Annotated in this window: 20 protein-coding genes and 1 tRNA gene; 9 read left to right on the top strand and 12 right to left on the bottom strand. The window is 69.2% G+C overall.

All coding sequences use genetic code 11. The features are described from left to right. Positions 1-80 precede the first annotated feature (80 nt). A complete protein-coding gene (locus ACFC51_RS21315) occupies positions 81-875 on the bottom strand; it encodes an SGNH/GDSL hydrolase family protein (RefSeq protein ID WP_376367962.1) in 795 nt (264 codons plus the stop codon). 371 nt (positions 876-1,246) lie between these two features. Further along, positions 1,247-3,160, bottom strand: a complete 1,914-nt coding sequence (htpG, locus tag ACFC51_RS21310; protein WP_376530208.1) for a molecular chaperone HtpG — start codon at positions 3,158-3,160, stop codon at positions 1,247-1,249. 178 nt (positions 3,161-3,338) lie between these two features. Between htpG and ACFC51_RS21305 the strand changes: the two genes are divergently transcribed. After that, the gene (locus ACFC51_RS21305) at positions 3,339-4,568 is read left to right on the top strand and encodes a damage-control phosphatase ARMT1 family protein (RefSeq protein WP_376530205.1); all 1,230 of its coding nucleotides are present in this window, start codon (positions 3,339-3,341) and stop codon (positions 4,566-4,568) included. On the opposite strand, the gene ACFC51_RS21300 is transcribed toward ACFC51_RS21305, so the two are convergent. Then, positions 4,543-5,187 (bottom strand): TetR/AcrR family transcriptional regulator, encoded by a 645-nt coding sequence (locus ACFC51_RS21300; protein WP_376530203.1) that lies wholly within the window; start codon positions 5,185-5,187, stop codon positions 4,543-4,545. The two genes, ACFC51_RS21305 and ACFC51_RS21300, sit on opposite strands and share 26 nt — an antisense overlap. A 141-nt stretch (positions 5,188-5,328) precedes the next feature. On the opposite strand from ACFC51_RS21300, the gene ACFC51_RS21295 reads away from it, so the two are divergent. Both ACFC51_RS21295 and ACFC51_RS21290 read left to right on the top strand, forming a co-directional pair. Beyond that, positions 5,329-5,886 carry an NAD(P)H-dependent oxidoreductase gene (locus ACFC51_RS21295; RefSeq protein WP_376381259.1) on the top strand — a complete coding sequence of 186 codons (558 nt, stop codon included), beginning with the start codon at positions 5,329-5,331 and terminating at the stop codon, positions 5,884-5,886. Positions 5,887-6,057: 171 nt separating this feature from the next. Continuing rightward, entirely contained in the window at positions 6,058-6,354 is a 297-nt protein-coding gene (locus tag ACFC51_RS21290) for a hypothetical protein (protein WP_376530200.1), read from the top strand. Between the two features lie 56 nt (positions 6,355-6,410). On the opposite strand, the gene ACFC51_RS21285 is transcribed toward ACFC51_RS21290, so the two are convergent. The 4 genes from ACFC51_RS21285 to ACFC51_RS21270 form a co-directional block, all read right to left on the bottom strand. Beyond that, entirely contained in the window at positions 6,411-6,863 is a 453-nt protein-coding gene (locus ACFC51_RS21285; RefSeq protein ID WP_355119004.1) for a DUF5615 family PIN-like protein, read from the bottom strand. Next, positions 6,860-7,534, bottom strand: a complete 675-nt coding sequence (locus ACFC51_RS21280; protein ID WP_355119006.1) for a DUF433 domain-containing protein — start codon at positions 7,532-7,534, stop codon at positions 6,860-6,862. The genes ACFC51_RS21285 and ACFC51_RS21280 overlap by 4 nt, the downstream gene beginning before the upstream one ends. Before the next feature lie 249 nt (positions 7,535-7,783). Continuing rightward, positions 7,784-7,857 (bottom strand) — tRNA-Pro (locus tag ACFC51_RS21275). An 87-nt stretch (positions 7,858-7,944) separates the two neighbouring features. Further along, positions 7,945-8,883 carry a metallophosphoesterase gene (locus ACFC51_RS21270; protein ID WP_376368712.1) on the bottom strand — a complete coding sequence of 313 codons (939 nt, stop codon included), beginning with the start codon at positions 8,881-8,883 and terminating at the stop codon, positions 7,945-7,947. 79 nt (positions 8,884-8,962) lie between these two features. Between ACFC51_RS21270 and ACFC51_RS21265 the strand changes: the two genes are divergently transcribed. Further along, entirely contained in the window at positions 8,963-9,427 is a 465-nt protein-coding gene (locus tag ACFC51_RS21265; protein WP_376530196.1) for a GatB/YqeY domain-containing protein, read from the top strand. Positions 9,428-9,554: 127 nt separating this feature from the next. Here ACFC51_RS21265 and ACFC51_RS21260 read toward each other — a convergent pair whose 3' ends face one another. From ACFC51_RS21260 to ACFC51_RS21250, 3 genes are all read right to left on the bottom strand, one after another. Next, positions 9,555-9,944 (bottom strand): hypothetical protein, encoded by a 390-nt coding sequence (locus ACFC51_RS21260; RefSeq protein ID WP_376368710.1) that lies wholly within the window; start codon positions 9,942-9,944, stop codon positions 9,555-9,557. Positions 9,945-10,038: 94 nt separating this feature from the next. Further along, positions 10,039-10,614: a PASTA domain-containing protein gene (locus tag ACFC51_RS21255; RefSeq protein WP_376368709.1), complete on the bottom strand. Its 576-nt coding sequence runs from the start codon at positions 10,612-10,614 to the stop codon at positions 10,039-10,041. 508 nt (positions 10,615-11,122) lie between these two features. Continuing rightward, positions 11,123-13,354 carry a transglycosylase domain-containing protein gene (locus ACFC51_RS21250; protein ID WP_376368708.1) on the bottom strand — a complete coding sequence of 744 codons (2,232 nt, stop codon included), beginning with the start codon at positions 13,352-13,354 and terminating at the stop codon, positions 11,123-11,125. Positions 13,355-13,752: 398 nt separating this feature from the next. Between ACFC51_RS21250 and ACFC51_RS21245 the strand changes: the two genes are divergently transcribed. Then, the gene (locus ACFC51_RS21245; RefSeq protein ID WP_376530194.1) at positions 13,753-14,127 is read left to right on the top strand and encodes a WhiB family transcriptional regulator; all 375 of its coding nucleotides are present in this window, start codon (positions 13,753-13,755) and stop codon (positions 14,125-14,127) included. Between the two features lie 41 nt (positions 14,128-14,168). On the opposite strand, the gene ACFC51_RS21240 is transcribed toward ACFC51_RS21245, so the two are convergent. After that, on the bottom strand, positions 14,169-15,602 hold the full coding sequence (locus tag ACFC51_RS21240; protein WP_376530192.1) for an ArsA-related P-loop ATPase: 1,434 nt from the start codon (positions 15,600-15,602) through the stop codon (positions 14,169-14,171). After that, the gene (locus tag ACFC51_RS21235) at positions 15,599-16,633 is read right to left on the bottom strand and encodes an ArsA family ATPase (RefSeq protein WP_376368705.1); all 1,035 of its coding nucleotides are present in this window, start codon (positions 16,631-16,633) and stop codon (positions 15,599-15,601) included. Before ACFC51_RS21235 ends, ACFC51_RS21240 begins: the two co-directional genes overlap by 4 nt. 71 nt (positions 16,634-16,704) lie before the next feature. Here ACFC51_RS21235 and ACFC51_RS21230 point away from each other — a divergent pair, with 71 nt between their 5' ends. The 4 genes from ACFC51_RS21230 to ACFC51_RS21215 all read left to right on the top strand — a co-directional run bounded on the left by ACFC51_RS21230 (position 16,705) and on the right by ACFC51_RS21215 (position 19,260). Further along, positions 16,705-16,863, top strand: coding sequence for a DUF4177 domain-containing protein (locus tag ACFC51_RS21230; RefSeq protein ID WP_019992579.1), 159 nt, complete (start codon positions 16,705-16,707; stop codon positions 16,861-16,863). Then, positions 16,863-17,333, top strand: coding sequence for a RidA family protein (locus ACFC51_RS21225; RefSeq protein ID WP_376368704.1), 471 nt, complete (start codon positions 16,863-16,865; stop codon positions 17,331-17,333). The genes ACFC51_RS21230 and ACFC51_RS21225 overlap by 1 nt, the downstream gene beginning before the upstream one ends. Before the next feature lie 173 nt (positions 17,334-17,506). Then, positions 17,507-18,433: an NUDIX hydrolase gene (locus ACFC51_RS21220; protein WP_376368703.1), complete on the top strand. Its 927-nt coding sequence runs from the start codon at positions 17,507-17,509 to the stop codon at positions 18,431-18,433. Then, the gene (locus ACFC51_RS21215) at positions 18,430-19,260 is read left to right on the top strand and encodes an MBL fold metallo-hydrolase (RefSeq protein ID WP_376368702.1); all 831 of its coding nucleotides are present in this window, start codon (positions 18,430-18,432) and stop codon (positions 19,258-19,260) included. Before ACFC51_RS21220 ends, ACFC51_RS21215 begins: the two co-directional genes overlap by 4 nt. Positions 19,261-19,275: the final 15 nt, after the last annotated feature.

The raw sequence follows: 19,275 nt of genomic DNA, 5'->3' as shown, positions 1-19,275 counted from the left end.
CACCGCCCGGGTGCGGCGGCGCCCCCGGTGGATCCGGTGGGGGCACCGCCGCGTGATCCGGGCGGACCGCTCGACGCGCGTTACGCCGCAGATCTGAAGGCGGGCAGGTATCCGTTCGACTGCCCGATCGCCTTCGGGTGGTACGAGTTGGTGACCGGGATGGACACGCTGTGGATCCACGCGTCACCCGAGCAGAGTTCGTGCCCGGTGAACTCGTCGGCCACGCCGGAGAAGGTGAACCCCGCGTCTGCCGCCCGCTTGGCGAGCACTCCGTTCAGCACGTCCGACGCGTTGTTGATCGCCCCGCGTTCGGTCTCGGTGAGACCGGCGATGCATGTCCCCGACAGCTTGTAGAAGCGCGGGTACCCCAGGACCACCACATGGGCCTGCGGCGCACGCGAACGGATGCCCGCGTAGAGGGAGTCGAGCCGGCCCGGCAGCGAGCTCTGCATCTGGGAGACCGCTGTGTCCACCCGGCTCACACAGGTGGCCTCGCTCTGCAGGACACATGTCTGCATGACGTCCGCGAACCCGACGTCGTTGCCGCCTGCGGTGAGGCTGACGAGCGTGGTCGACGAACTCAGCGCCCCCAGCTGGCCGCTGGCGACGGAGCTCGTGGTGGCGCCCGAGCAGGCGACGAAGGAGAAGGACGACGGGCTGTTCGCGTTCGCCCAGAGGTACGGGTAGGCGTTGGTGCTGCGCTTGCAGTCGCCGCTCTCGGAGGTGTAACTCCCGGCGCCGACACCGGAGGAGTAGGAGTCACCGAGAGCGACGTAGTTGCCGCCGGCGGCGGATGCTGGTTGTGCGACGCCGAGTGCGGCCACGGCGGCGATCGCGAGAGTGAAGACGGACGCCCGGAAGGTTCGTACTGACATGGCTGCCAGCCCTTCGAAGTGTGGGGGACGAGTGGGGAGTTCGTGGGGCGAGCATGTTTTTAGCAGCTCCCGGTACCCGGCGGTAATGGGCGCGGGGAAAGTCGTCTGATATGCCCGAAGGATCGTTCGGTAGACGATGCTCCGCGCGTAGATAAACCCCCGACGGGCCCTCGAAAAGGTGAAGTTCCGGGTCCTTCCGTCACCCCGTGTGACTCCGCTGCGTCATCTCAAGGGGTGCGCCACCCGTTCGAACCGCGGCGCCGTCCCGCCGCCCGCCTGTCCCTCGTCGGCTTCACACCTGACGCCGCACCGCACGCACGACGGCCGCCAGGGATCCTGGCGGCCGTCGTGCGTGCGGGGGCGGTCCGGGTCTACAGCGTGCGCTCCAGACGGTCCGCCATCAGCCTGCTGAAGCGCGAGGGGTCGCTCAGCTCGCCCCCGTCGGAGAGGAGCGCCAGGCCGTGGACGAGCTCGGCCGTCTCGGCCAGTTCGTCGGTGGTGCCCTTCTCGGCGCTCTGCTCGGCGTGGGCCTTCTTCAGTCCGCTGATCAGCGCGTGCGAGGGGTTGAGTTCGAGGATGCGCTTGATCTGCGGCACCTCCTGGCCCATGGCGCGGTACATGTTCTCCAGGGCCGGGGTGACATCGTGCGTGTCCGAGACGATGCAGGCGGGCGAGACGGTGAGGCGTGAGGAGAGACGGACCTCCTTCACGGTGTCACCGAGCTGCTCGGTCATCCAGGCCAGCAGCCCGGCGTAGTCCTGCTGCTGCTTCTCGCGCTCGGCCTCGACCTCCTTCTTCTCCTCGTCGGTGTCCAGGTCGACCTCGCCCTTGGAGATGGACTGGAGGGGCTTGCCGTCGAACTCGGGAACCGACTGGACCCAGACCTCGTCGACGGGGTCGGTCAGCAGAAGGACCTCGAACCCCTTGGCGCGGAAGGCCTCCATGTGGGGCGAACTCTCCATGGCCGCGCGCGACTCGCCCGTCATGTAGTAGATCTGGTCCTGCCCCTCCTTCATCCGCTCCACGTACGCCCGCAGGGTGGTCAGCCCTTCGTCGTCCTGGGTCGAGGCGAACGAGGAGATCTCCAGGATGGCGTCACGGTTCTCGAAGTCCTGGAAGAGCCCTTCCTTGAGGACCCGGCCGAATTCCTTCCAGAGCGTCTCGTACTTCTCCGGGGCCTTGGACCGGATGTCCTTGACCGTCGAGAGCACCTTCTTGACCAGGCGGCGCCGCATCATCTCGATCTGGCGGTCCTGCTGGAGGATCTCGCGCGAGACGTTCAGCGAGAGGTCCTGGGCGTCGACCACGCCCTTCACGAAGCGGAGATAGGTCGGCATGAGCGCTTCGCAGTCATCCATGATGAAGACGCGCTTCACGTAGAGCTGGACGCCGCGCTTGTGGTCCTGCATGAACAGGTCCTGCGGCGCGTGGGCCGGCAGGAAGAGCAGGGCCTGGTATTCGAAGGTTCCCTCCGCCTGCATGCGGATGGTTTCCAGCGGGTCGGTCCAGTCGTGGCTGATGTGCTTGTAGAGCTCGCTGTACTCCTCGTCGGTCACGGAGTCCTTGGAGCGCGCCCACAGGGCCTTCATCGAGTTGACCGTCTCGGCCTCGGGTTCCGCACCCTCCTCGCCCGCGGCCGCGGCCATGCGGATGGGCCAGGTGATGAAGTCCGAGTAGCGCTTGACGATTTCCCTGATCTTCCAGGGCGAGGTGTAGTCGAAGAGCTTGTCCTCGGCGTCCTCGGGCTTGAGACGCAGGACGACCGAGGTGCCCTGGGGGGCGTCGTCGACGGTCTCGACGGTGTACGTGCCCTCGCCGGTGGACCGCCAGCGGGTTCCCTCGGCCTCGCCTGCACGCCGGGTCAGCAGGGTGACCTCGTCGGCGACCATGAAACTGGAATAGAACCCGACACCGAACTGCCCGATCAGTTCCTCGGACGCGGCGGCGTCCTTGGCCTCCTTGAGCTCCTGGAGGAATTTCGCCGTACCGGAATTGGCGATCGTCCCGATGAGCTGCACGACCTCGTCGTGCGACATCCCGATGCCGTTGTCGCGCACCGTCAGGGTGCGCTCCTCCTGGTCGGCCTCGATGGCGATGTGCAGGTCGGACGTGTCCGCCTGGATCTTCTCGTCGCGGAGCGATTCCAGTCGCAGCTTGTCCAGCGCGTCCGAAGAATTGGAGATGAGCTCACGCAGGAATACATCCTTGTTCGAGTAAATCGAATGGATCATCATCTGCAGGAGCTGGCGCGCTTCTACCTGAAACTCGAACGTCTCGGCCGGCATGGGTAGGGGATCCCTTTCCTGGGGTGAGTCAGCTGAACCGCTGCATATCGTAACCAGGCCTCGTTCTTCCATGTGCCCGTCCGGCCGGGGCCGTTGGACCGCGGTGGCCGCGCAGGTGGTGGACACGCGCGACCGGGGCCGGGGGTCCGGCCTGCCCTCACCAGGCAGACTGGGGCGCATGGGCGATACGCGAGTGACTTCCGGGGCCGTGCGGGACTCCGGCCTCCCACCGGTGATCACGTGCCGGGAGCAGGGCAGCTTCGCCCGCGGCGTCATGGCCGAACGCCATCCGGCCCTGATCGCGCAGGTGCGGGACGCCTTCCCGTACGGCCCCGGGCAGCACCGGGCCCTGGACGCCCTGCTGGACGAGGTCCTCCACGGCGTCGTCGAGCCGCTCGGCCCCGGCAGCCCGGACCGTGCGCTCTGGCTGGAGTGGGGGGAGGAGTACGTCGGACGCCCTTGGTTCGACGCCCCGTTCCTCTGGTCGGAGAGCTACTTCTACCGCAGGCTCCTGGACGCGGTCGGCTACTTCGACGAGGGGCCATGGCAGGGCGTCGACCCCTTCGCGCCCTTCAAGCGTGCCGAGCTCCGCGGCGACGCGGTCGAGGCGGAGCTCCGCGCGCTGGACGATCTCGCAGGCGTCCCCGCGGGCGAGCGGGCCACCGCACTCCTCCAGGCCTCGCTCTGGGGCAACCGCGCCGATCTCGGTTTCCGCGGGCCTTCGGGCGAATCCGTACCCGGCGAGGCGGATCCCCGCCTGGTCGCCGACGACAGTGCGGCGCTCTGGTCCCTCCTGCCGCCCGGATCCCCGGCCACGGTCGCCTTCGTCGCGGACAACACCGGACGCGAGCTGATCCCCGACCTCGTCCTCATCGACCACCTGCTCGGACACGGGCATGCCGACCGGGTGGTGCTGCACGTCAAGCCGTGCCCCTACTACGTCTCGGACGCGATGACGGCCGACGTCGTCGACTGCCTGCGCCGGCTGAGCCGCGCACCCGGCGAGGCGGGCGCGATCGGCTCGCGCGTCTGGGCGGCCATGGGCTCGGGCCGGCTCGACGTGCGTGCCCACGCGTTCTTCCGGGCCCCGTTCCCGTACGAGCGGATGCCGGGGGACCTCAGGGCGGAGCTCGCCGCCGCCACGGTCACGATCCTGAAGGGCGACCTCAACTACCGGCGCCTGGTGGGGGACCGGCTCTGGCCTGCCACCACCCCGTTCGCCGACCTCACGGCGTACTTCCCGGGGCCCGTCGCCGCGCTGCGCACACTGAAGTCTGATGTCGTCGTGGGGCTCGAACCGCGGTCCCTGGAGCGGCTGGAGTCGTCGGGCCGGGCATGGCGCACCAGTGGCACGCATGCCCTGGTCCAGGTGCGCGCCTCGCTCAGCGCGCCACCTCGTACCGGGTGAGGAGGTCGTGCCAGCCCTCCTCCAACCGGTCGATGGGGAGCCCCCGTTCGCACGTCAGATGGTGCACGAGGGGGGCGTCGACCGACCCGAGCAGGGTGTGCGCGAGCAGCTCCGGTTCACCCGCCGCGTGGGCCTGGCGCAGGAGCAGGGCGACGTGGCTGAGCCGCAGCCGCTGCGCGGGGACGGTGTAGGTGCGCAGCGGATCGGTGCGGGAGGCCAGGATCAGCTCGTGGTGGTCGCGTTCGTGACGCATCACGGCGGGCCCGAAGGCGTGCAGCCGTTCGGCCGCGGGGGCGTCCGGGCCCATGGGCGGCGGCCCGGAGAGGAAGGCGGCCTGCAGCAGGGCCTCGCGGTGGTCGAGGAGTGCGATGAGCAGGCCGGTGCGGTCCTTGAACCGGCGGAAGACGGTGCCCTTGCCGACTCCGGCGGCGGCGGCGACCGACTCCATGGTGAGGTCAGCCGCCCCGCAGCGGGCGAGGAGGCGGGAGGCGGCGTCCAGCAGCAGGGCCCGGTTGCGTGCCGCGTCCGCCCGCAGCAGCTCCGGTCCGCCGACGGCGGCGAGCGCGAGGTTCGTCCGCGTCTCTCCAGGGTCGGGCGGCGGGAGCAGGGGAGCGGTCATGCCTTCAGGGTAGCGCCGGGCGGCCGTAAGTGGACCGCGGTCCGTTTAGGTGGTACAACTTTAAACGGACCGTGGTCCGGTTGTTTCGCGGGATCCTGGTCCGTCTACTTCTGCAGTCTCCGTCTTCCGGGAGCTTCCCCCATGTCTGTACGCATCCTCGCCCTCGTCGGCAGCCTCCGCGCCGGCTCCCACAACCGTCAGCTCGCCGAGGCGGCCGTCAAGCACGCGCCCGAGGGTGTCGAGGTCGAGCTGTACGAGGGCCTCGTCGACGTCCCCTTCTACAACGAGGACCTCGACGTCGAGGGCGACGTCCCGGCTGCCGCCGCCGCGCTGCGCGAGGCGGCCGGCCGGTCCGACGCGTTCCTGCTGTTCTCGCCCGAGTACAACGGCACCATGCCGGCCGTGCTGAAGAACGCCATCGACTGGCTGTCCCGCCCCTACGGCGCCGGCGCCCTGACCGCCAAGCCGGTCGCCGTGGTCGGTACCGCCTTCGGCCAGTTCGGCGGCGTGTGGGCCCAGGACGAGGCGCGCAAGGCGGCCGGCCTTGCGGGCGGTGCGGTCCTGGCGGACGTCAAGCTCTCCATCCCCGGATCCGTGACCCGCTTCGCCGAGCTCCACCCGGCGGACGACGCCGAGGTCGTCACCTCGCTGACCGAGGTGCTCCGCCAGGTCGCCGAGGGCGCCGCGGCGACCGTCTGATCGTCCCCGGCGGCGCGTCGAGGACTCTCGCCGCCGCCCTCGTGCCGTCCGGCACGGCAGAAGGGCCTGCCACCTCTCCCGGGAGAGGTGGCAGGCCCTTCTGCCGTCGGGGGCCGGCCGCCGCGCGGGTGGTGCGACCTCCGCAATATGGCAAACAGAATCCGTAAGAGCATGGAGGAGGTCCTCGTGGTCGCCGGGCAGCGCGAGGAGTGGCTAACCCGCTGCGAACAGGGCCTCATTACCGCAGGGTTCAAGGACGTGCGGACACTCGCAGACCTCGGGCAGGTGACGAGAACGTACAGAAGGTTTTCCACCTGGGGCGAGCTCACGATCACGGTCGTCCCGGGCGCTCAGTCGGGACACACGCGACTGACGCTTCGCTCGACCGCCGCAGTCGACAACATGTACGCCATTTTCTCCAGCCCGAACAAGAAGGTCCTCGAGGCTGCGAAGGTCGGTTTCGCGTGAGCACGGCACCGTCTGGAACTTCGAGGTTACGGCGCGGTCGGAACAGCCTTTGCGGGTCAGCCCGTGGGCCAGAATTTGGGTGCGTCCACCTGAGGATCGACGGTGCGGACACGGGTGGCGCGAGTTGGGTCGACAGAGGTGAGGGAGACAAGACGTTGGCCGTCTGCGACCGATAGCTCGGCCAGAGCGTGGGGGAGGCCCGCGCAGACCGTGGCGATGGCCGAGCCGAGGCCGACCAGCCCGCCGTGCTTGTTGTTCTGGCGGTACTCGATCCGATGGAGCCCGGATGCGGCGATCGCCGCGACTTCAAGGTGCCGGCTCATCTGCTTGGTGTCGTTGGTGAGGACTGCGTCGAAGCCCTCAGCGCGGGCCCTCTCGAACAGCTCGATGTCCTTGGTGCCAGCCCATCCGGGCAGGTCATGCACGTGCAGGACGTCATGAGCTTTGAGGAGGATGCGGACGATGTCGGCCATAGGACGCGGCACGTTCTCGTCGAGCAGCAGTTTCAAGCGGCGCCTCGGCTCGCACCTGCGCCAGCACCGGTTGACGTTCCGGTGTAGCTGTCGACGTAATCGGTGAAGTCGGTTGCTTCGAGTGCTGCTCCGGCACTGACCCCGGGAAAGAAATCGGCGATCTGCTCCGGCGGAATTCCGTCTCGGATCAGGGCTGCGACCTCGGCTGCGGGGACGCGGGTGCCACGGATCACCGGCTCACCGCCGCGTACGGATGGATCCACGGCGACATCTGGGCGGGGAGACAGCAGGTCGGGAATGTGCCGGCCGTTCCGATAGAACGGGGCAAGAACATCGACGAGCTGGTGGATGACGAGGTTGCTTTTGCCACCCTTGCGGCCGATCAGGTCGACGGCATGATCAGGGTCGGCCAGGTACACCGTGCCCCCGTCGGTGACGAGCTGGTAGGCCGAGAGGTGCTCTCGCTCGCCCAGATCGTCCCTGAGGGAGTCCACTGCGCGACGGATCCGCTGCAGCGAGGTCTCCTGCCGGAGGCGCACGCAGGTTCGCAGTGCAACGACATCTCGGAAGGAGTACAGGATGGGCCGTAGAGCCGAGACCTCCGGGACGAGGACGGCGCCTCCCGCCCCTGAGGCGCGACGCCAGTGAGAGAGCTGGGCCATCGTCGCGCCGGACAGCGCCGCTGCGAGCTTCGGTTCGTACGACATGAACCCTCCTCTCTGTGCCTACCCGTCTGAGCGCGACCGTACTGCATTCTCTGCCGAGGCCCCGCTCAGAGCGACCCTTCGAGGCAGGGGAGCCTGAACGTCTTGCTGCGCGGCGGCGCCCCTGCAGCGCCGGGATCGGGGAGCCGCCTCCCGCACTTGGCTCCGAAACGGCTCCCAGGACGCCCCCAGGAACGAGTCAGGGGCCTGATCCACTAAGTGGATCAGGCCCCTGATCTGGTGTTTCAGCTGTCGGGGTGGCGGGATTTGAACCCACGACCTCTTCGTCCCGAACGAAGCGCGCTGCCAAGCTGCGCTACACCCCGATGTCCACCGGTTGTCCCGGCGACATCGATAACCTTAGCCCACCCGCGCCCGGAGGCGAAATCCGGTTTTCGTGCAGGGCCGGGGGCTCAGTCCCGGGGCGTCAGGGTCAGCAGGGTCGCCTCCGGCGGACAGGCGAAGCGGATCGGGGTGTAGCGGTTCGTGCCGCAGCCCGCGGAGACGTGGAGGTAGGAGCGCCGCTCGCCCACCGTGTGGCCGGAAAGGCCCTTCACCCGGTCCGTGTCCAGGTCGCAGTTGGTGACGAGGGCGCCGTAGAACGGGATACAGAGCTGCCCGCCGTGGGTGTGACCCGCCAGGATCAGTGGGTAGCCGTCCGCGGTGAAGGCGTCCAGCGAGCGCAGGTACGGGGCGTGGACGACGCCGATCGAGAGGTCCGCGCCCGTCTCGGGGCCGCCGGCGACCTCGGCGTACCGGTCCCGCTTGATGTGGGGGTCGTCCAGCCCGGTGAAGGCGATCTCGAGCCCGTCGGCCTTGATCCTGCCCCGCGTGTTCGAGAGGTTCTGCCAGCCGGCAACGTCGAAGGCGTCCCGCATGGGCTCCCACGGGTTGTGGACGACGTCGACCGCCGGTGCGTTCCCGTTGAGCCCGTGCTTGCCCTGCGCCTTCTCCAGGAGGTAGCGCACCGGGTTCCGGAGCTTCGGGCCGTAGTAGTCGTTGGAGCCGAAGACGTAGACCCCGGGGAACTCCATCAGCGGGCCGAGCGCGTCGAGGAGCTCCGGCACGGCCTCCGGGTCGGAGAGGTTGTCACCGGTGTTCACCACGAAGTCCGGACGCAGCCCCGCCAGCGACTGCAGCCAGGCGCGCTTCTTGCGCTGTCCGCTCACCATGTGGATGTCGGAGACCTGGAGCACGCGCAACGGGCGTGCTCCGTGCGGGAGTACGGGAATCGTGATGCGGCGGAGGCGGAACGAGCGGGCCTCGAACCCGGCCGCGTAGGCGAGGCCGGCGGCACCGACCGCTGCGCCGACTGCCGTGACTTTCAGGGGTACTCCGTAGCGTGCGCGCATGGGCCCATCGTCGCAGAAACGGCGCGGTGCGACGAAAACAGGCGGGCGGTGAGTGCCCCGTACCTGTCACAATCGCCGCATGACCTCGCTCAAGTCCAAGCTCAAGGAAGACCTCACCACGGCCATGAAGGCGCGTGACGAGCTCACCTCGTCCACCCTCCGGCTCACGCTCACCGCGATCACCAAGGAAGAGGTCAGCGGCAAGACGTCGCGCGAACTCTCCGACGACGAGGTGCAGAAGGTGATCGCCAAGGAGGCGAAGAAGCGCCGCGAGGCGGCGGAGGCCTTCGCGCAGGGCGGCCGGACGGAGCAGGCCGAGCGGGAGAAGGCGGAGGGCGAGCTGCTCGACGCGTACCTGCCCAAGCAGCTCAGCGACGACGAGCTCGACGCGATCGTCGCGCAGGCCGTCGCGGAGGCGAAGGCCGCCGGCGCCGAGGGGCCGCGGGCCATGGGCGCCGTCATGAAGATCGTCAGCCCCAAGGTCGCGGGGCTCGCCGAGGGCGGCCGGGTCGCCACCACGGTGAAGAAGCTGCTCGCCGGCTGATCACAGCCGCGGAAGCCTGCGCACCGGTGTCGCGAAGCCCACGGACCACGTCGCGTTGACCGGCGTCCCGTCGCGAAGCCCGTGGGCCGACGTGCTCGAAGCTCGTCGGGCCCACGGGCGACCGGGATCAGCTGAAGGTCGTCACGTGCTCCATCATGTGGTCGTAACTGTCCCAGTGGATGCCACCGGTCGTGGTTCCGTCCCAGACGCCCGTGTAGGCCACCAGGGTGATGTGGCGGTCCTCGGGGAGGGACATGTCCACGTGGCGGGTGGAACCGGCCTTGGTCCGGTTCCAGTAGTAGTACGTGGTGTCCCCCTGCACGATGAGCCGGGCCACGGTCGACTTCCCGTCCGAGACGAGGTCCGTGACGTAGAGGTGCTCGCCGTACGGTTCGAACTTCGCCTGCCCCAGCTTGGACGCGGTGTAGATGCTCACGGCAGGGTCGTCGGCCTGTGCCGAGGACATCGTGATTCCTCCCGCCAGCGCGAGTGCGGAGGCGATGGTTATGGCACGCATGACGTTACGCATATGGACCTCTTCCCGTTGGGCATGTGAGATGCAGATAAGCGGATCGAGTGACTGAAGAAGCCTGAGAGATCTCTCTTCCTCATCATTCGGACGGAGATTTCGGAGCGGTGCGGCATTTCGCCGAGATGCGCATCAGAACTTTTTCATCGGCCCGGAACGGTTTTCCCGCGGCAGGGGACTGGGAGCACACCCGCCAATTCCTCGCCGTTGCGGAATCGAGCCGCCCCGAGGGGTCCCGCTGATCCTGGGCCGTCATACGGTCGGGCGAGAAGCCGGTGGATGCCATCAGCGCCGCGGCCTCGGCGCTGGTCCTGCCCGTGACGTCGGGGACCGGAGGCCTGGGCACGACAGCACCCTTCTCCGCGGGACAGGCTTCCGCCGAGGGCACCACGAACAGGTCGACCGCGCCGTAGTCCGGCTTGTCCTCCGTGAAGCAGACCGTGTACTCCCGGGTCAGTTCCGGAGGTATGTATCTGTTCAGGAAGGTCGCGTCACGGAGGGACAGACCCAGCCCTGCGGCTGTCACCTCGTCCACAACCTCCAAGAGCGGAGTCCCCGGCCTCACATCCCGAAACGCGATCCCGGCCCCGGACTGTGAATCCTGGGAGGATCCGCAACCTGCGGTCACGAGAGAAGTCACTATCAGGAGTGAGGCCACTCTTGCCCTGTCAATCAATCGCAACCGTCTTTACGTCCTCGTCCTGTGTGCTTCCGCAGCTGCACGGATATCGTCCGCACCGCTTTGTTCGGTCGATCATAGGTCTGCTTGATGAATTTTCACACGCATTATTTTCGGAGTGACCGGAACGGGACGGTCCGGTACTGCGCTCGGTGAAATGCGTTGGTCGCAAAGTCTTCTGTGCGGGGAATTTTCTGATTCGCGACCGGGGTGGGGTCCCGCTTTCCTCACCAAGAGTCACGTGAGGTCCGTCACGCCTGCGCCGGGTGTGGTGCGGGCCGACGAGGGCGATGGCTGCGCGAGGCGGGCGGCCGGGGCGCGCCCGGACCCGCCGACCCGCGCATGCGGTGGGGCGTACGGCATGACGAGGGCCGGGACGTACGGCATGACGAAGAAGGAGGGCGCCTCCCCTGTCAGGGGAGGCGCCCTCCTTCATGATGTCGGCGCGTGACCCGGACGCCGGAAGGCCGTCGCACGGGCGTGACGGTCAGGGACCGTTGCCGCCGCGCCCGCCGCCGTCGTTCCCGCCGATGATGCCGGGCGGCAGGGTGATCCCGCCGATGGGGTCGGAGGTGCCGGGCTTGCCGTCGCGGCCGTCGCCCCTGCCGCGGCCGTTGTCCTTCGCCTTGTCCCCCTCCTTCTCCTTGGCGCGCGGCACCGAGACCGGGTTGAAGGCCGGGGTTTCCGAGGCGTACAGGGCGCCGGTCATCGCGGTCTTCCAGATGGGGCCGGGAAGGCAGCCGCCACAGACCTTGTCGTAGTACTGGCCACCGATGGTGATGTCGTACATCGGCACCTTCTTGCCGACGTCCGCACCCACCCACACCGCCGTGGAGAGGTTCGGCGTGTACCCGACGAACCAGGCGTCCACGCGGTCGTTGGTGGTACCGGTCTTGCCCGCGTTGTCGCGGTCCGTCAGGCCGGCCTGGGTGCCGGTGCCGTCCTCGACGACGCCCTTGAGCATGTGGTTGATGGTGTCGGCCGTCTTCTCGCTCATCGCCGACGAGCACGAGGACTTGGGAACCTTGAGCTTCTTGCCGTTCGCGTCCGTGATGGCCTCGATGGCGACCGGCGTGCAGAACGTGCCGCGGTTGGCGAACGCCGCGTACGTGGAGGCCATCCCGAGCGGGGTGCTCTCCGTGCCGCCCAGTGTGATCGACGGGTGGCTGTCCGAGACGGGCTTGCCGTCACCCCGCTCGTAGCCGAGCTTCTTCGCCATGGTGACCGTCTCGCACAGTCCGGCCTGCTGTTCCAGCTTGGCGAAGTAGGTGTTGATCGACTTGCCGAGCGCGCTCGTCATGTCGAAGGCGCCCTTCTCGGACTCCAGCTCGTTCTGGAGGTCCCAGCTCCCGGTGCCGACCGGTGATCCCGCGCAGTTCCGATAGGAGTCCATCGGCATCGAGATCTTCCAGTCGGAGCTGTAGCTCTGCGCCGGGTTGATGCCCTTCTCCAGGGCCGCGGCGGCCGTGATCGGCTTGAAGGTGGAGCCGACCTGGAAGCCGTAGGTGCTGCCGCCCATCTTGTTGCTGACGGCGAGGTTGAGCATCGTCTGGTGCTTCTTCTGATCCAGGCCGTAGGGCCTGGACTGGCCCATGGAAAGGATCTTCCCGGTGCCGGGCTCGACCTGCACCACCGACGCGGCGACCTTGTCGCCCTTGTTGACCTTCGAGGTCGCGGCCTCGTTGGCGGCTTTCTGCGCGCGCGGCGAGAGAGTGGTCCTGATGGTGAGCCCGCCGAGGTTCCAGAGCTTGGTGCGCTCCTCGTGGGTCTTGCCGAAGGCAGGGTCGTTCAGGACGGTCTTGCGCACGTAGTCGCAGAAGAAGCCGGCGCCGCTGACGGCCGTGATGCAGCCGCTGTTCGGCTTGCTGACCTTCAGCTTGATCGGGGTGTCGATGGCCTTCTGAGCCTCGGCCTGGGAGATGTCGCCGACGGCGGCCATGCGCAGCAGCACGGTGTTGCGGCGCTTGGTCGCCTCCTCGGCGTCGTTGACCGGGTCGTAGCGGGTCGGCGACTGGACGAGGCCGGCCAGCATCGCCGCCTCCTCCAGCTTCAGGTCCTTGGCGTGCTTGGAGAAGTAGCGCTGGGAGGCCGCCTCGATCCCGTAGGCCTGCTGCCCGAAGAACGTGATGTTGAGGTAGTTCTCCAGGATCTTCTTCTTGCCGAGCTCCTCCTCGACCTGGATCGCGTACTTGAGCTCGCGCACCTTGCGGCCCAGGGTCTGCTGGGTGGCCTCGGCGACCTTCTCCGGGTCGTCGCCCGCTTCCTCGACGAAGACGTTCTTCACGTACTGCTGGGTCAGGGTCGAGGCGCCCTGCGCGGCGCCGCCCGACTGCACGTTGCGGTTCATCGCGCGCAGGATGCCCTTGAGGTCCACCGCCCCGTGCTCGTAGAAGCGCGAGTCCTCGATCGCGATGATCGCGTCCTGCATGTACGGGGAGATGTTCTTGAGCGGGACGACGGTGCGGTCGCGCGAGTAGTCCGTCGCGATCAGCCCGCCCTCGCTGTCCAGGATCGTGATCCGCTGGCTCAGCGGCGGTGTCTTGAGGTTGGAAGGGATCTCGTCGAATCCCTCGACCGTCCCCTTGGCCGCGAGCCCGAGCGCGCCGGCGGCCGGCAGCGCGATGCCTGCCAGCACAGCTCCGGAGAGTGCGGCGACACCGAGGAACTTGGCGGCCTGCTGGGTCGTCGTCAGACCCCCGCCTGAGCGCTTCTTTGGCATGGGGGCAGCCTACGTTCTCATTCGCCGGACATACGTATAGGCCTTGGCCTAAGCTGCTCTCAACTGTCACAGCAGTCCGGTTTCGTATCAACCCCTCTGCACGGCCCTCACCGGAATTCAGCCACCTTCCGAGGCGTTCCCGAATTCGCCTCGTATGCCGCCGAATGTCCGTTGCGCTTTGGGGTTCCTGTCCCGATTCTGTCGGGATAGTCACGCATGTCCTCGCATCACTCCCCTGGGTGATCTGCCGCGTACGCATAGTCCGTTCGGGCCATTCAAGATTGGGCCCGAAGGGGGTGTTGCGCTGTCGCCACCTTCCGTAACGTCCTCAACTGGCAGCGGTGAATATGCCGCTACCGCCGTGGGGGAGCCTCGATTCGGGAGAGGACGGCGCCGGCATGGGCTGGGTAACCGACTGGAGTGCGCAGGCAGCCTGCCGCACTACCGATCCGGATGAACTGTTCGTACAAGGGGCAGCGCAGAACAGGGCCAAGGCGGTGTGCACCGGATGCCCGGTGCGGACCGAGTGCCTGGCCGATGCGCTGGACAATCGCGTCGAGTTCGGCGTGTGGGGTGGAATGACGGAGCGGGAGCGCCGCGCACTGCTGAGGCGACGGCCCACCGTGACCTCCTGGCGCCGCCTGCTGGAGACCGCGCGCAGCGAATACGAGCGGTCGACGGGCATGCTGCCCGCAGCGGTGGGTCTGGACGGCCTGCACGACGACGATCTGCACGACGGTGAGCTGCACGAGACGTTCGCCGCCGTGGGGTAGTGCCACGGGGGCTGCCCGTGCGGGTGGCCCGGTGGTGGGCCCTACGCAGCTCCGGCCGGGGTGGAACCGGTCGCGAGCCGTTCCCCGATGGCCCTGAGGCCTGAGAGGTCGTGCACGTCACCAGGGAGTGCGGCCACCTCGGTGACCGGGACCTCCGGGTGGAGTGTGGTGAAGCGCTCGCGTGTGTGCTGTTCGCGCGCGACCACCTGCATCCGCTCGGCGTGCAGCCGCAACAGGCCTGCGGTCAGCTGCTCGACGGACGCAAGGTCCGGGTCGGCCTTGTCGTGCCCGTCCGCCTCCGCGCCCGCGGGGGGCCCGGACGGATCAGTCGACTTTCGGCCACGGCTCTGCGGCTCAGGGGTACGCGACGTGCGGTCGTGCCGGGGCGGCTCCTGCTGTAGCGGCTCGTGCGGAGAGGACTCGTCGTCGTGCTCGGGGGAGAGGGGCGACTCCGGGGCTTCGGGAGAGGTGGCGGCCACCGGGTCCGTCGGGTCACCAAGGCCAGCCTTCCCGGCCGCCTGATCCACAATGCCGCCGTCTTCAAGATTTTCCGCAGCGGCCAGCGCCCGCTCCGCAGAGAGCCGGGAGGCCTCGCTGCCGTGCACCCGGTTGAGCACCAGGCCGGCCAGCGGCATCTCCTCCGCGGCCAGCCGTTCCACGAAGTAGGCGGCCTCACGGAGCGCGTCGCGCTCCGGCGTCGCCACCACGAGGAACGCCGTACCGGGCGCCTGGAGCAACTTGTACGTGGCGTCGGCCCGGGTACGGAATCCGCCGAACATGGAGTCCATCGCCGCGACGAACGTCTGTACGTCGCGCAGGAACTGGCCGCCGAGCAGCTTGCCGAGCGTCCCCGTCATCATCGACATGCCGACGTTGAGGAACTTCATCCCGGCCCGCCCGCCGATCTTCGCCGGAGCGATCAGCAGCCGGATGAACTTCCCGTCCAGGAACGAGCCGAGACGTTTCGGCGCGTCCAGGAAGTCCAGCGCGGAACGGGACGGCGGAGTGTCGACGATGATCAGGTCCCACTCGTCGCGCGCCCTCAGCTGCCCCAGCTTCTCCATCGCCATGTACTCCTGCGTGCCCGCGAAGCCGGCCGACAGCGACTGGTAGAAGGGGTTGTCCAGGATCGCGCGGGCCCGCTCGGCGTCCGTGTGCGCCTCGACGGTCTCGTCGAAGGTGCGCTTCATGTCGAGCATCATGGCGTGCAGCTCACCCTCGCCCTCGATGTCCTCGACGCGGCGCGGGACGTTGTCCAGCTGGTCGATGCCCATGGACTGGGCGAGTCGGCGGGCCGGGTCGATGGTGAGGACGACGACCTTGCGCCCGCGCTCGGCCGCCCGCACGCCGAGCGCCGCAGCGGTCGTGGTCTTGCCCACGCCGCCTGAGCCGCAGCACACGACGATGCGGATCGCCGGGTCGTCCAGGAGCGCGTCCGTCCTCAGCCCCGGTGCGATGTCCGTCTCCGGCGTCATGCCCCCACCCCTCGTCCGGAGCCGCGTCGCTTCCCGCCCGGGGGCGTCTGCCCCGCCGCGTCCGCGGTCTCGTCGCCGACACCCTGTTTGCGGAACTCCTCCGCCAGCTCGTACAACGCCGGCAGGCTCACTCCCTCGCCCATCAGCGGGAGCTCGGCCATGGGCAGCCCGAGTCCGGCGAGCACCGCGCGCTGCTCCCGCTCCAGCCCGACCCGCTGGGCATGCTCGGCGGCCTGCTCGACCAGCGGCCTGACCAGCGCGGCTGAACCCGTCACGCCGGCCCGGGTGAGCGTCTTCGCGATCTCCTTGCGGCGGCCCCCCGACGCCGTGCGCAGCGCCTCCTCGTCCAGCAGGTGGGGCCGCACCATGTTCACCACGACCCGGCCCACGGGCAGTTCGGCGGCGCGGAGCTCGGCGATGCCGTCCGCGGTCTCCTGGACCGGCATCTCCTCCAGGAGCGTCACCAGGTGGACGGCCGTCTCGGGCGATTTCAGCACCCTCATCACGGCCTGTGCCTGATTGTGTATCGGGCCGATCCGCGCCAGCCCCGCCACCTCGTCGTTCACGTTGAGGAAGCGGGTGATGCGGCCGGTGGGCGGCGCGTCCATGATCACGTAGTCGTAGACGAACCGGCCCTGCTTGTCCTTGCGGCGTACGGCCTCGCAGGCCTTGCCGGTCAGCAGGACGTCCCGGACACCCGGCGCGATGGTGGTGGCGAAGTCGATCGCGCCGAGCTTCTTCAGCGCCCGGCCCGCGCTGCCCAGCTTGTAGAACATCTGGAGGTAGTCGAGGAGCGCGCGCTCGGCGTCGATCGCCAGGGCGTGGACCTCGCCACCCCCCGGCGCGACGGCGATCCTGCGTTCTTCGTAGGGGAGGGCATCGGACTCGAAGAGCTGGGCGATGCCCTGCCTGCCCTCGACCTCGACGAGGAGCGTGCGCCTGCCCTCGGTCGCGAGGGCGAGCGCGAGTGCGGCGGCGACCGTGGTCTTACCGGTCCCGCCCTTGCCGCTGACGACCTGGAACCTGCTCACGTCTTCGAGCCTAACCAGTCGGCAGGCAGGCTACGCACGAGGCCGCGTGTGCCAGGCATTACAGTCGGCTCATGACCAAGTGGGAATACGCGACCGTGCCCCTTCTCGTGCACGCGACCAAGCAGATTCTGGACACCTGGGGCGAGGACGGCTGGGAGCTGGTCCAGGTCGTTCCCGGCCCGAACAACCCCGAGCAGCTCGTGGCCTACCTGAAGCGGGAGAAGCCGTAGTGGCGGGCGCCGTCGAGGCGAAGCTCGCCGAACTCGGCCTGACGCTCCCCGACGTCGTACCGCCGCTGGCGTCCTACCAGCCGGCCGTGCGGTCCGGGGTGTACGTCTACACCTCCGGCCAGCTCCCGATGGTGGACGGCAAGCTCGCCGTGACCGGCAAGGTCGGCGCCGAGGTGACGGCGGACGAGGCCAAGGAGCTCGCGAAGACCTGCGCGCTGAACGCCCTGGCGGCCGTGAAGTCGGTCGCCGGTGACCTGGACCGGATCGCCCGTGTCGTGAAGGTCGTGGGCTTCGTCGCCTCGGCTGCCGACTTCACCGGGCAGCCGGGCGTCATCAACGGAGCGAGCGAGCTGTTGGGCGCCGTGCTGGGCGACAAGGGTGTGCACGCCCGCAGCGCCGTGGGCGTCGCGGTGCTGCCGCTGGACGCGCCGGTCGAGGTCGAGGTCCAGGTCGAGCTCGTCGACGCCTGATCCGCACCGCCCGATCCCGCACTCCTCGATCCCGTCCGGTCCCCGACCGGGCGGGATCGCGCACGTCATGTCCCTGGCGGGGTCATGCGTGTCGGGCCGGCCATGCGTGTAAGGGGCAGACATCGATCTGCGGACCCCTCGAACATCGGCCCGGTTCCGGATAGCCTCCGGCCATGTCGAACGGTCAGTGGTACCCACCGGAATGGCCCGCCCGGATCCAGGCCCTCGCCAGCGGCGAGCTGACGGCCGTGGCCCCCAGGCGTGCGGCCACGGTGATGCTGCTCCGGGACGACACCTCGGGGCCGGGCACCGCCGGTCCGTCCGTCCACATGCTGCGCCGGCGCACCAGCATGGCCTTTGCCGGGGGCGCGTACGCCTATCCGGGTGGCGGCGTCGACCCGCGCGACGACGACCATCTCGTCGACTGGGCCGGCCCGTCCCTGGAGACCTGGGCCGGCCGGCTGGGCGTCGACTCGGCTGCGGAGGCCCAGGCGGTGGTCTGCGCCGCGGTCCGGGAGACGTACGAGGAGGCGGGTGTCCTGCTGGCGGGGCCGACCGCCGACACCGTCGTGAGTGACACCACGGGCGCCGACTGGGAGGCCGACCGCCAGGCCCTCGTCGACCGCGAGCTGTCCTTCGCCGGCTTCCTGGACCGCCGGGGCCTGGTGCTCCGCTCCGATCTGCTGGCCGCGTGGGCACGCTGGATCACCCCGGCCTTCGAACCGCGGCGCTACGACACCTGGTTCTTCGTGGCCGCGCTCCCGGAGGGCCAGCGCACCCGGAACGCCTCCACCGAGGCCGACCGGACGGTGTGGATCCGTCCCGCGGACGCCGCCGACGGCTACGACAAGGGCGAACTGCTGATGATGCCGCCCACCGTGGCCACCCTGCGGGCGCTGAGGCCGTACGGGACGGCCGCGGAGGCGCTGGAGGCAGCGGATTCCCAGAACCTCGCTCCCGTGCTGGCAGAGGCCCGTATGGAGGGTGACGAGCTGGTGCTGAGCTGGCCGGGGCACGACGAGTTCACCCGGCACGTCCCGACGGCCGGCGGACCCGTTTCCCCCGCCGAAGGCACAGGCACGGACGGGAACCCCTCATGAGCGACGCGGCCGCCCTCCCCGGACAGCCCCGCGGCGGGGTCCTCTCCGGGCCCGCCACGGCCCGCACGGCCAACGTCCTGGCCCCCAACGCCTCGGCGATGACCCTGGACGGGACCAACACCTGGATCGTCGCGGAGCCGGACTCCGACCTCGCGGTCGTGATCGACCCCGGTCCGCTCGACGACGTACACCTGCGGGCCGTCATGGACACCGCCGAGAGGGCGGGGAAGCGCGTCGGACTCACCCTGCTCACCCACGGGCACCCCGACCACGCGGAGGGCGCGGCCCGCTTCGCCGAACTCACTTGCACGAAGGTGCGCGCCCTGGACGTGGCGCTGCGCCTGGGCGACGAAGGACTCTCGGCCGGTGACGTGATCACCACGGGAGGGCTCGAACTCCGCGTCGTCCCCACCCCGGGGCACACCGCGGACTCGCTCTCGTTCCATCTGCCCGCCGACCGGGCGGTGCTGACGGGCGACACGATCCTCGGGCGCGGGACCACGGTCGTCGCCCACCCGGACGGCCGGCTCGGGGACTACCTGGACACCTTGCGGCGCCTGCGCTCGCTGGCGGTCGACGACGGGGTGCACACCGTCCTCCCGGGGCACGGGCCGGTGCTGGAGGACGCGCAGGGCGCGGTGGAGTTCTACCTCGCCCACCGGGCGAACCGCTTGGCCCAGGTCGAGACGGCCGTGGAGGCGGGACACCGGACGCCCGTCGAGGTCGTGGCGGCGGTGTACGCGGACGTGGACCGTTCCCTCTGGCCGGCGGCGGAGCTGTCGGTGCGGGCCCAGATGGAGTACCTGACGGAGCACGGCCTGATCTGACGGGAGCGTGTGCGC

It is taken from the genome of Streptomyces sp. NPDC055962 (assembly GCF_042270185.1).
Taxonomy (GTDB): domain Bacteria; phylum Actinomycetota; class Actinomycetes; order Streptomycetales; family Streptomycetaceae; genus Streptomyces.
Note: the sequence above shows the minus strand (reverse complement) of the source record. Positions and strands in the feature narration are given on the sequence as shown.

Excerpts from the sequence above, each read along its gene's own strand:
- ACFC51_RS21315 (WP_376367962.1), bottom strand. The coding sequence starts at position 875 with ATGTCAGTACGAACCTTCCGGGCGTCCGTCTTCACTCTCGCGATCGCC.
- ACFC51_RS21240 (WP_376530192.1), bottom strand. The coding sequence starts at position 15,602 with ATGACGCCGGAGACGGACATCGCACCGGGGCTGAGGACGGACGCGCTC.
- ACFC51_RS21270 (WP_376368712.1), bottom strand. The coding sequence starts at position 8,883 with ATGCGCGCACGCTACGGAGTACCCCTGAAAGTCACGGCAGTCGGCGCA.
- ACFC51_RS21300 (WP_376530203.1), bottom strand. The coding sequence starts at position 5,187 with ATGACCGCTCCCCTGCTCCCGCCGCCCGACCCTGGAGAGACGCGGACG.
- htpG (WP_376530208.1), bottom strand. The coding sequence starts at position 3,160 with ATGCCGGCCGAGACGTTCGAGTTTCAGGTAGAAGCGCGCCAGCTCCTG.
- ACFC51_RS21290 (WP_376530200.1), top strand. The coding sequence starts at position 6,058 with ATGGAGGAGGTCCTCGTGGTCGCCGGGCAGCGCGAGGAGTGGCTAACC.
- ACFC51_RS21230 (WP_019992579.1), top strand. The coding sequence starts at position 16,705 with ATGACCAAGTGGGAATACGCGACCGTGCCCCTTCTCGTGCACGCGACC.
- ACFC51_RS21250 (WP_376368708.1), bottom strand. The coding sequence starts at position 13,354 with ATGCCAAAGAAGCGCTCAGGCGGGGGTCTGACGACGACCCAGCAGGCC.
- ACFC51_RS21305 (WP_376530205.1), top strand. The coding sequence starts at position 3,339 with ATGGGCGATACGCGAGTGACTTCCGGGGCCGTGCGGGACTCCGGCCTC.
- ACFC51_RS21215 (WP_376368702.1), top strand. The coding sequence starts at position 18,430 with ATGAGCGACGCGGCCGCCCTCCCCGGACAGCCCCGCGGCGGGGTCCTC.
- ACFC51_RS21265 (WP_376530196.1), top strand. The coding sequence starts at position 8,963 with ATGACCTCGCTCAAGTCCAAGCTCAAGGAAGACCTCACCACGGCCATG.
- ACFC51_RS21260 (WP_376368710.1), bottom strand. The coding sequence starts at position 9,944 with ATGCGTGCCATAACCATCGCCTCCGCACTCGCGCTGGCGGGAGGAATC.
- ACFC51_RS21220 (WP_376368703.1), top strand. The coding sequence starts at position 17,507 with ATGTCGAACGGTCAGTGGTACCCACCGGAATGGCCCGCCCGGATCCAG.
- ACFC51_RS21245 (WP_376530194.1), top strand. The coding sequence starts at position 13,753 with ATGGGCTGGGTAACCGACTGGAGTGCGCAGGCAGCCTGCCGCACTACC.
- ACFC51_RS21295 (WP_376381259.1), top strand. The coding sequence starts at position 5,329 with ATGTCTGTACGCATCCTCGCCCTCGTCGGCAGCCTCCGCGCCGGCTCC.
- ACFC51_RS21280 (WP_355119006.1), bottom strand. The coding sequence starts at position 7,534 with ATGTCGTACGAACCGAAGCTCGCAGCGGCGCTGTCCGGCGCGACGATG.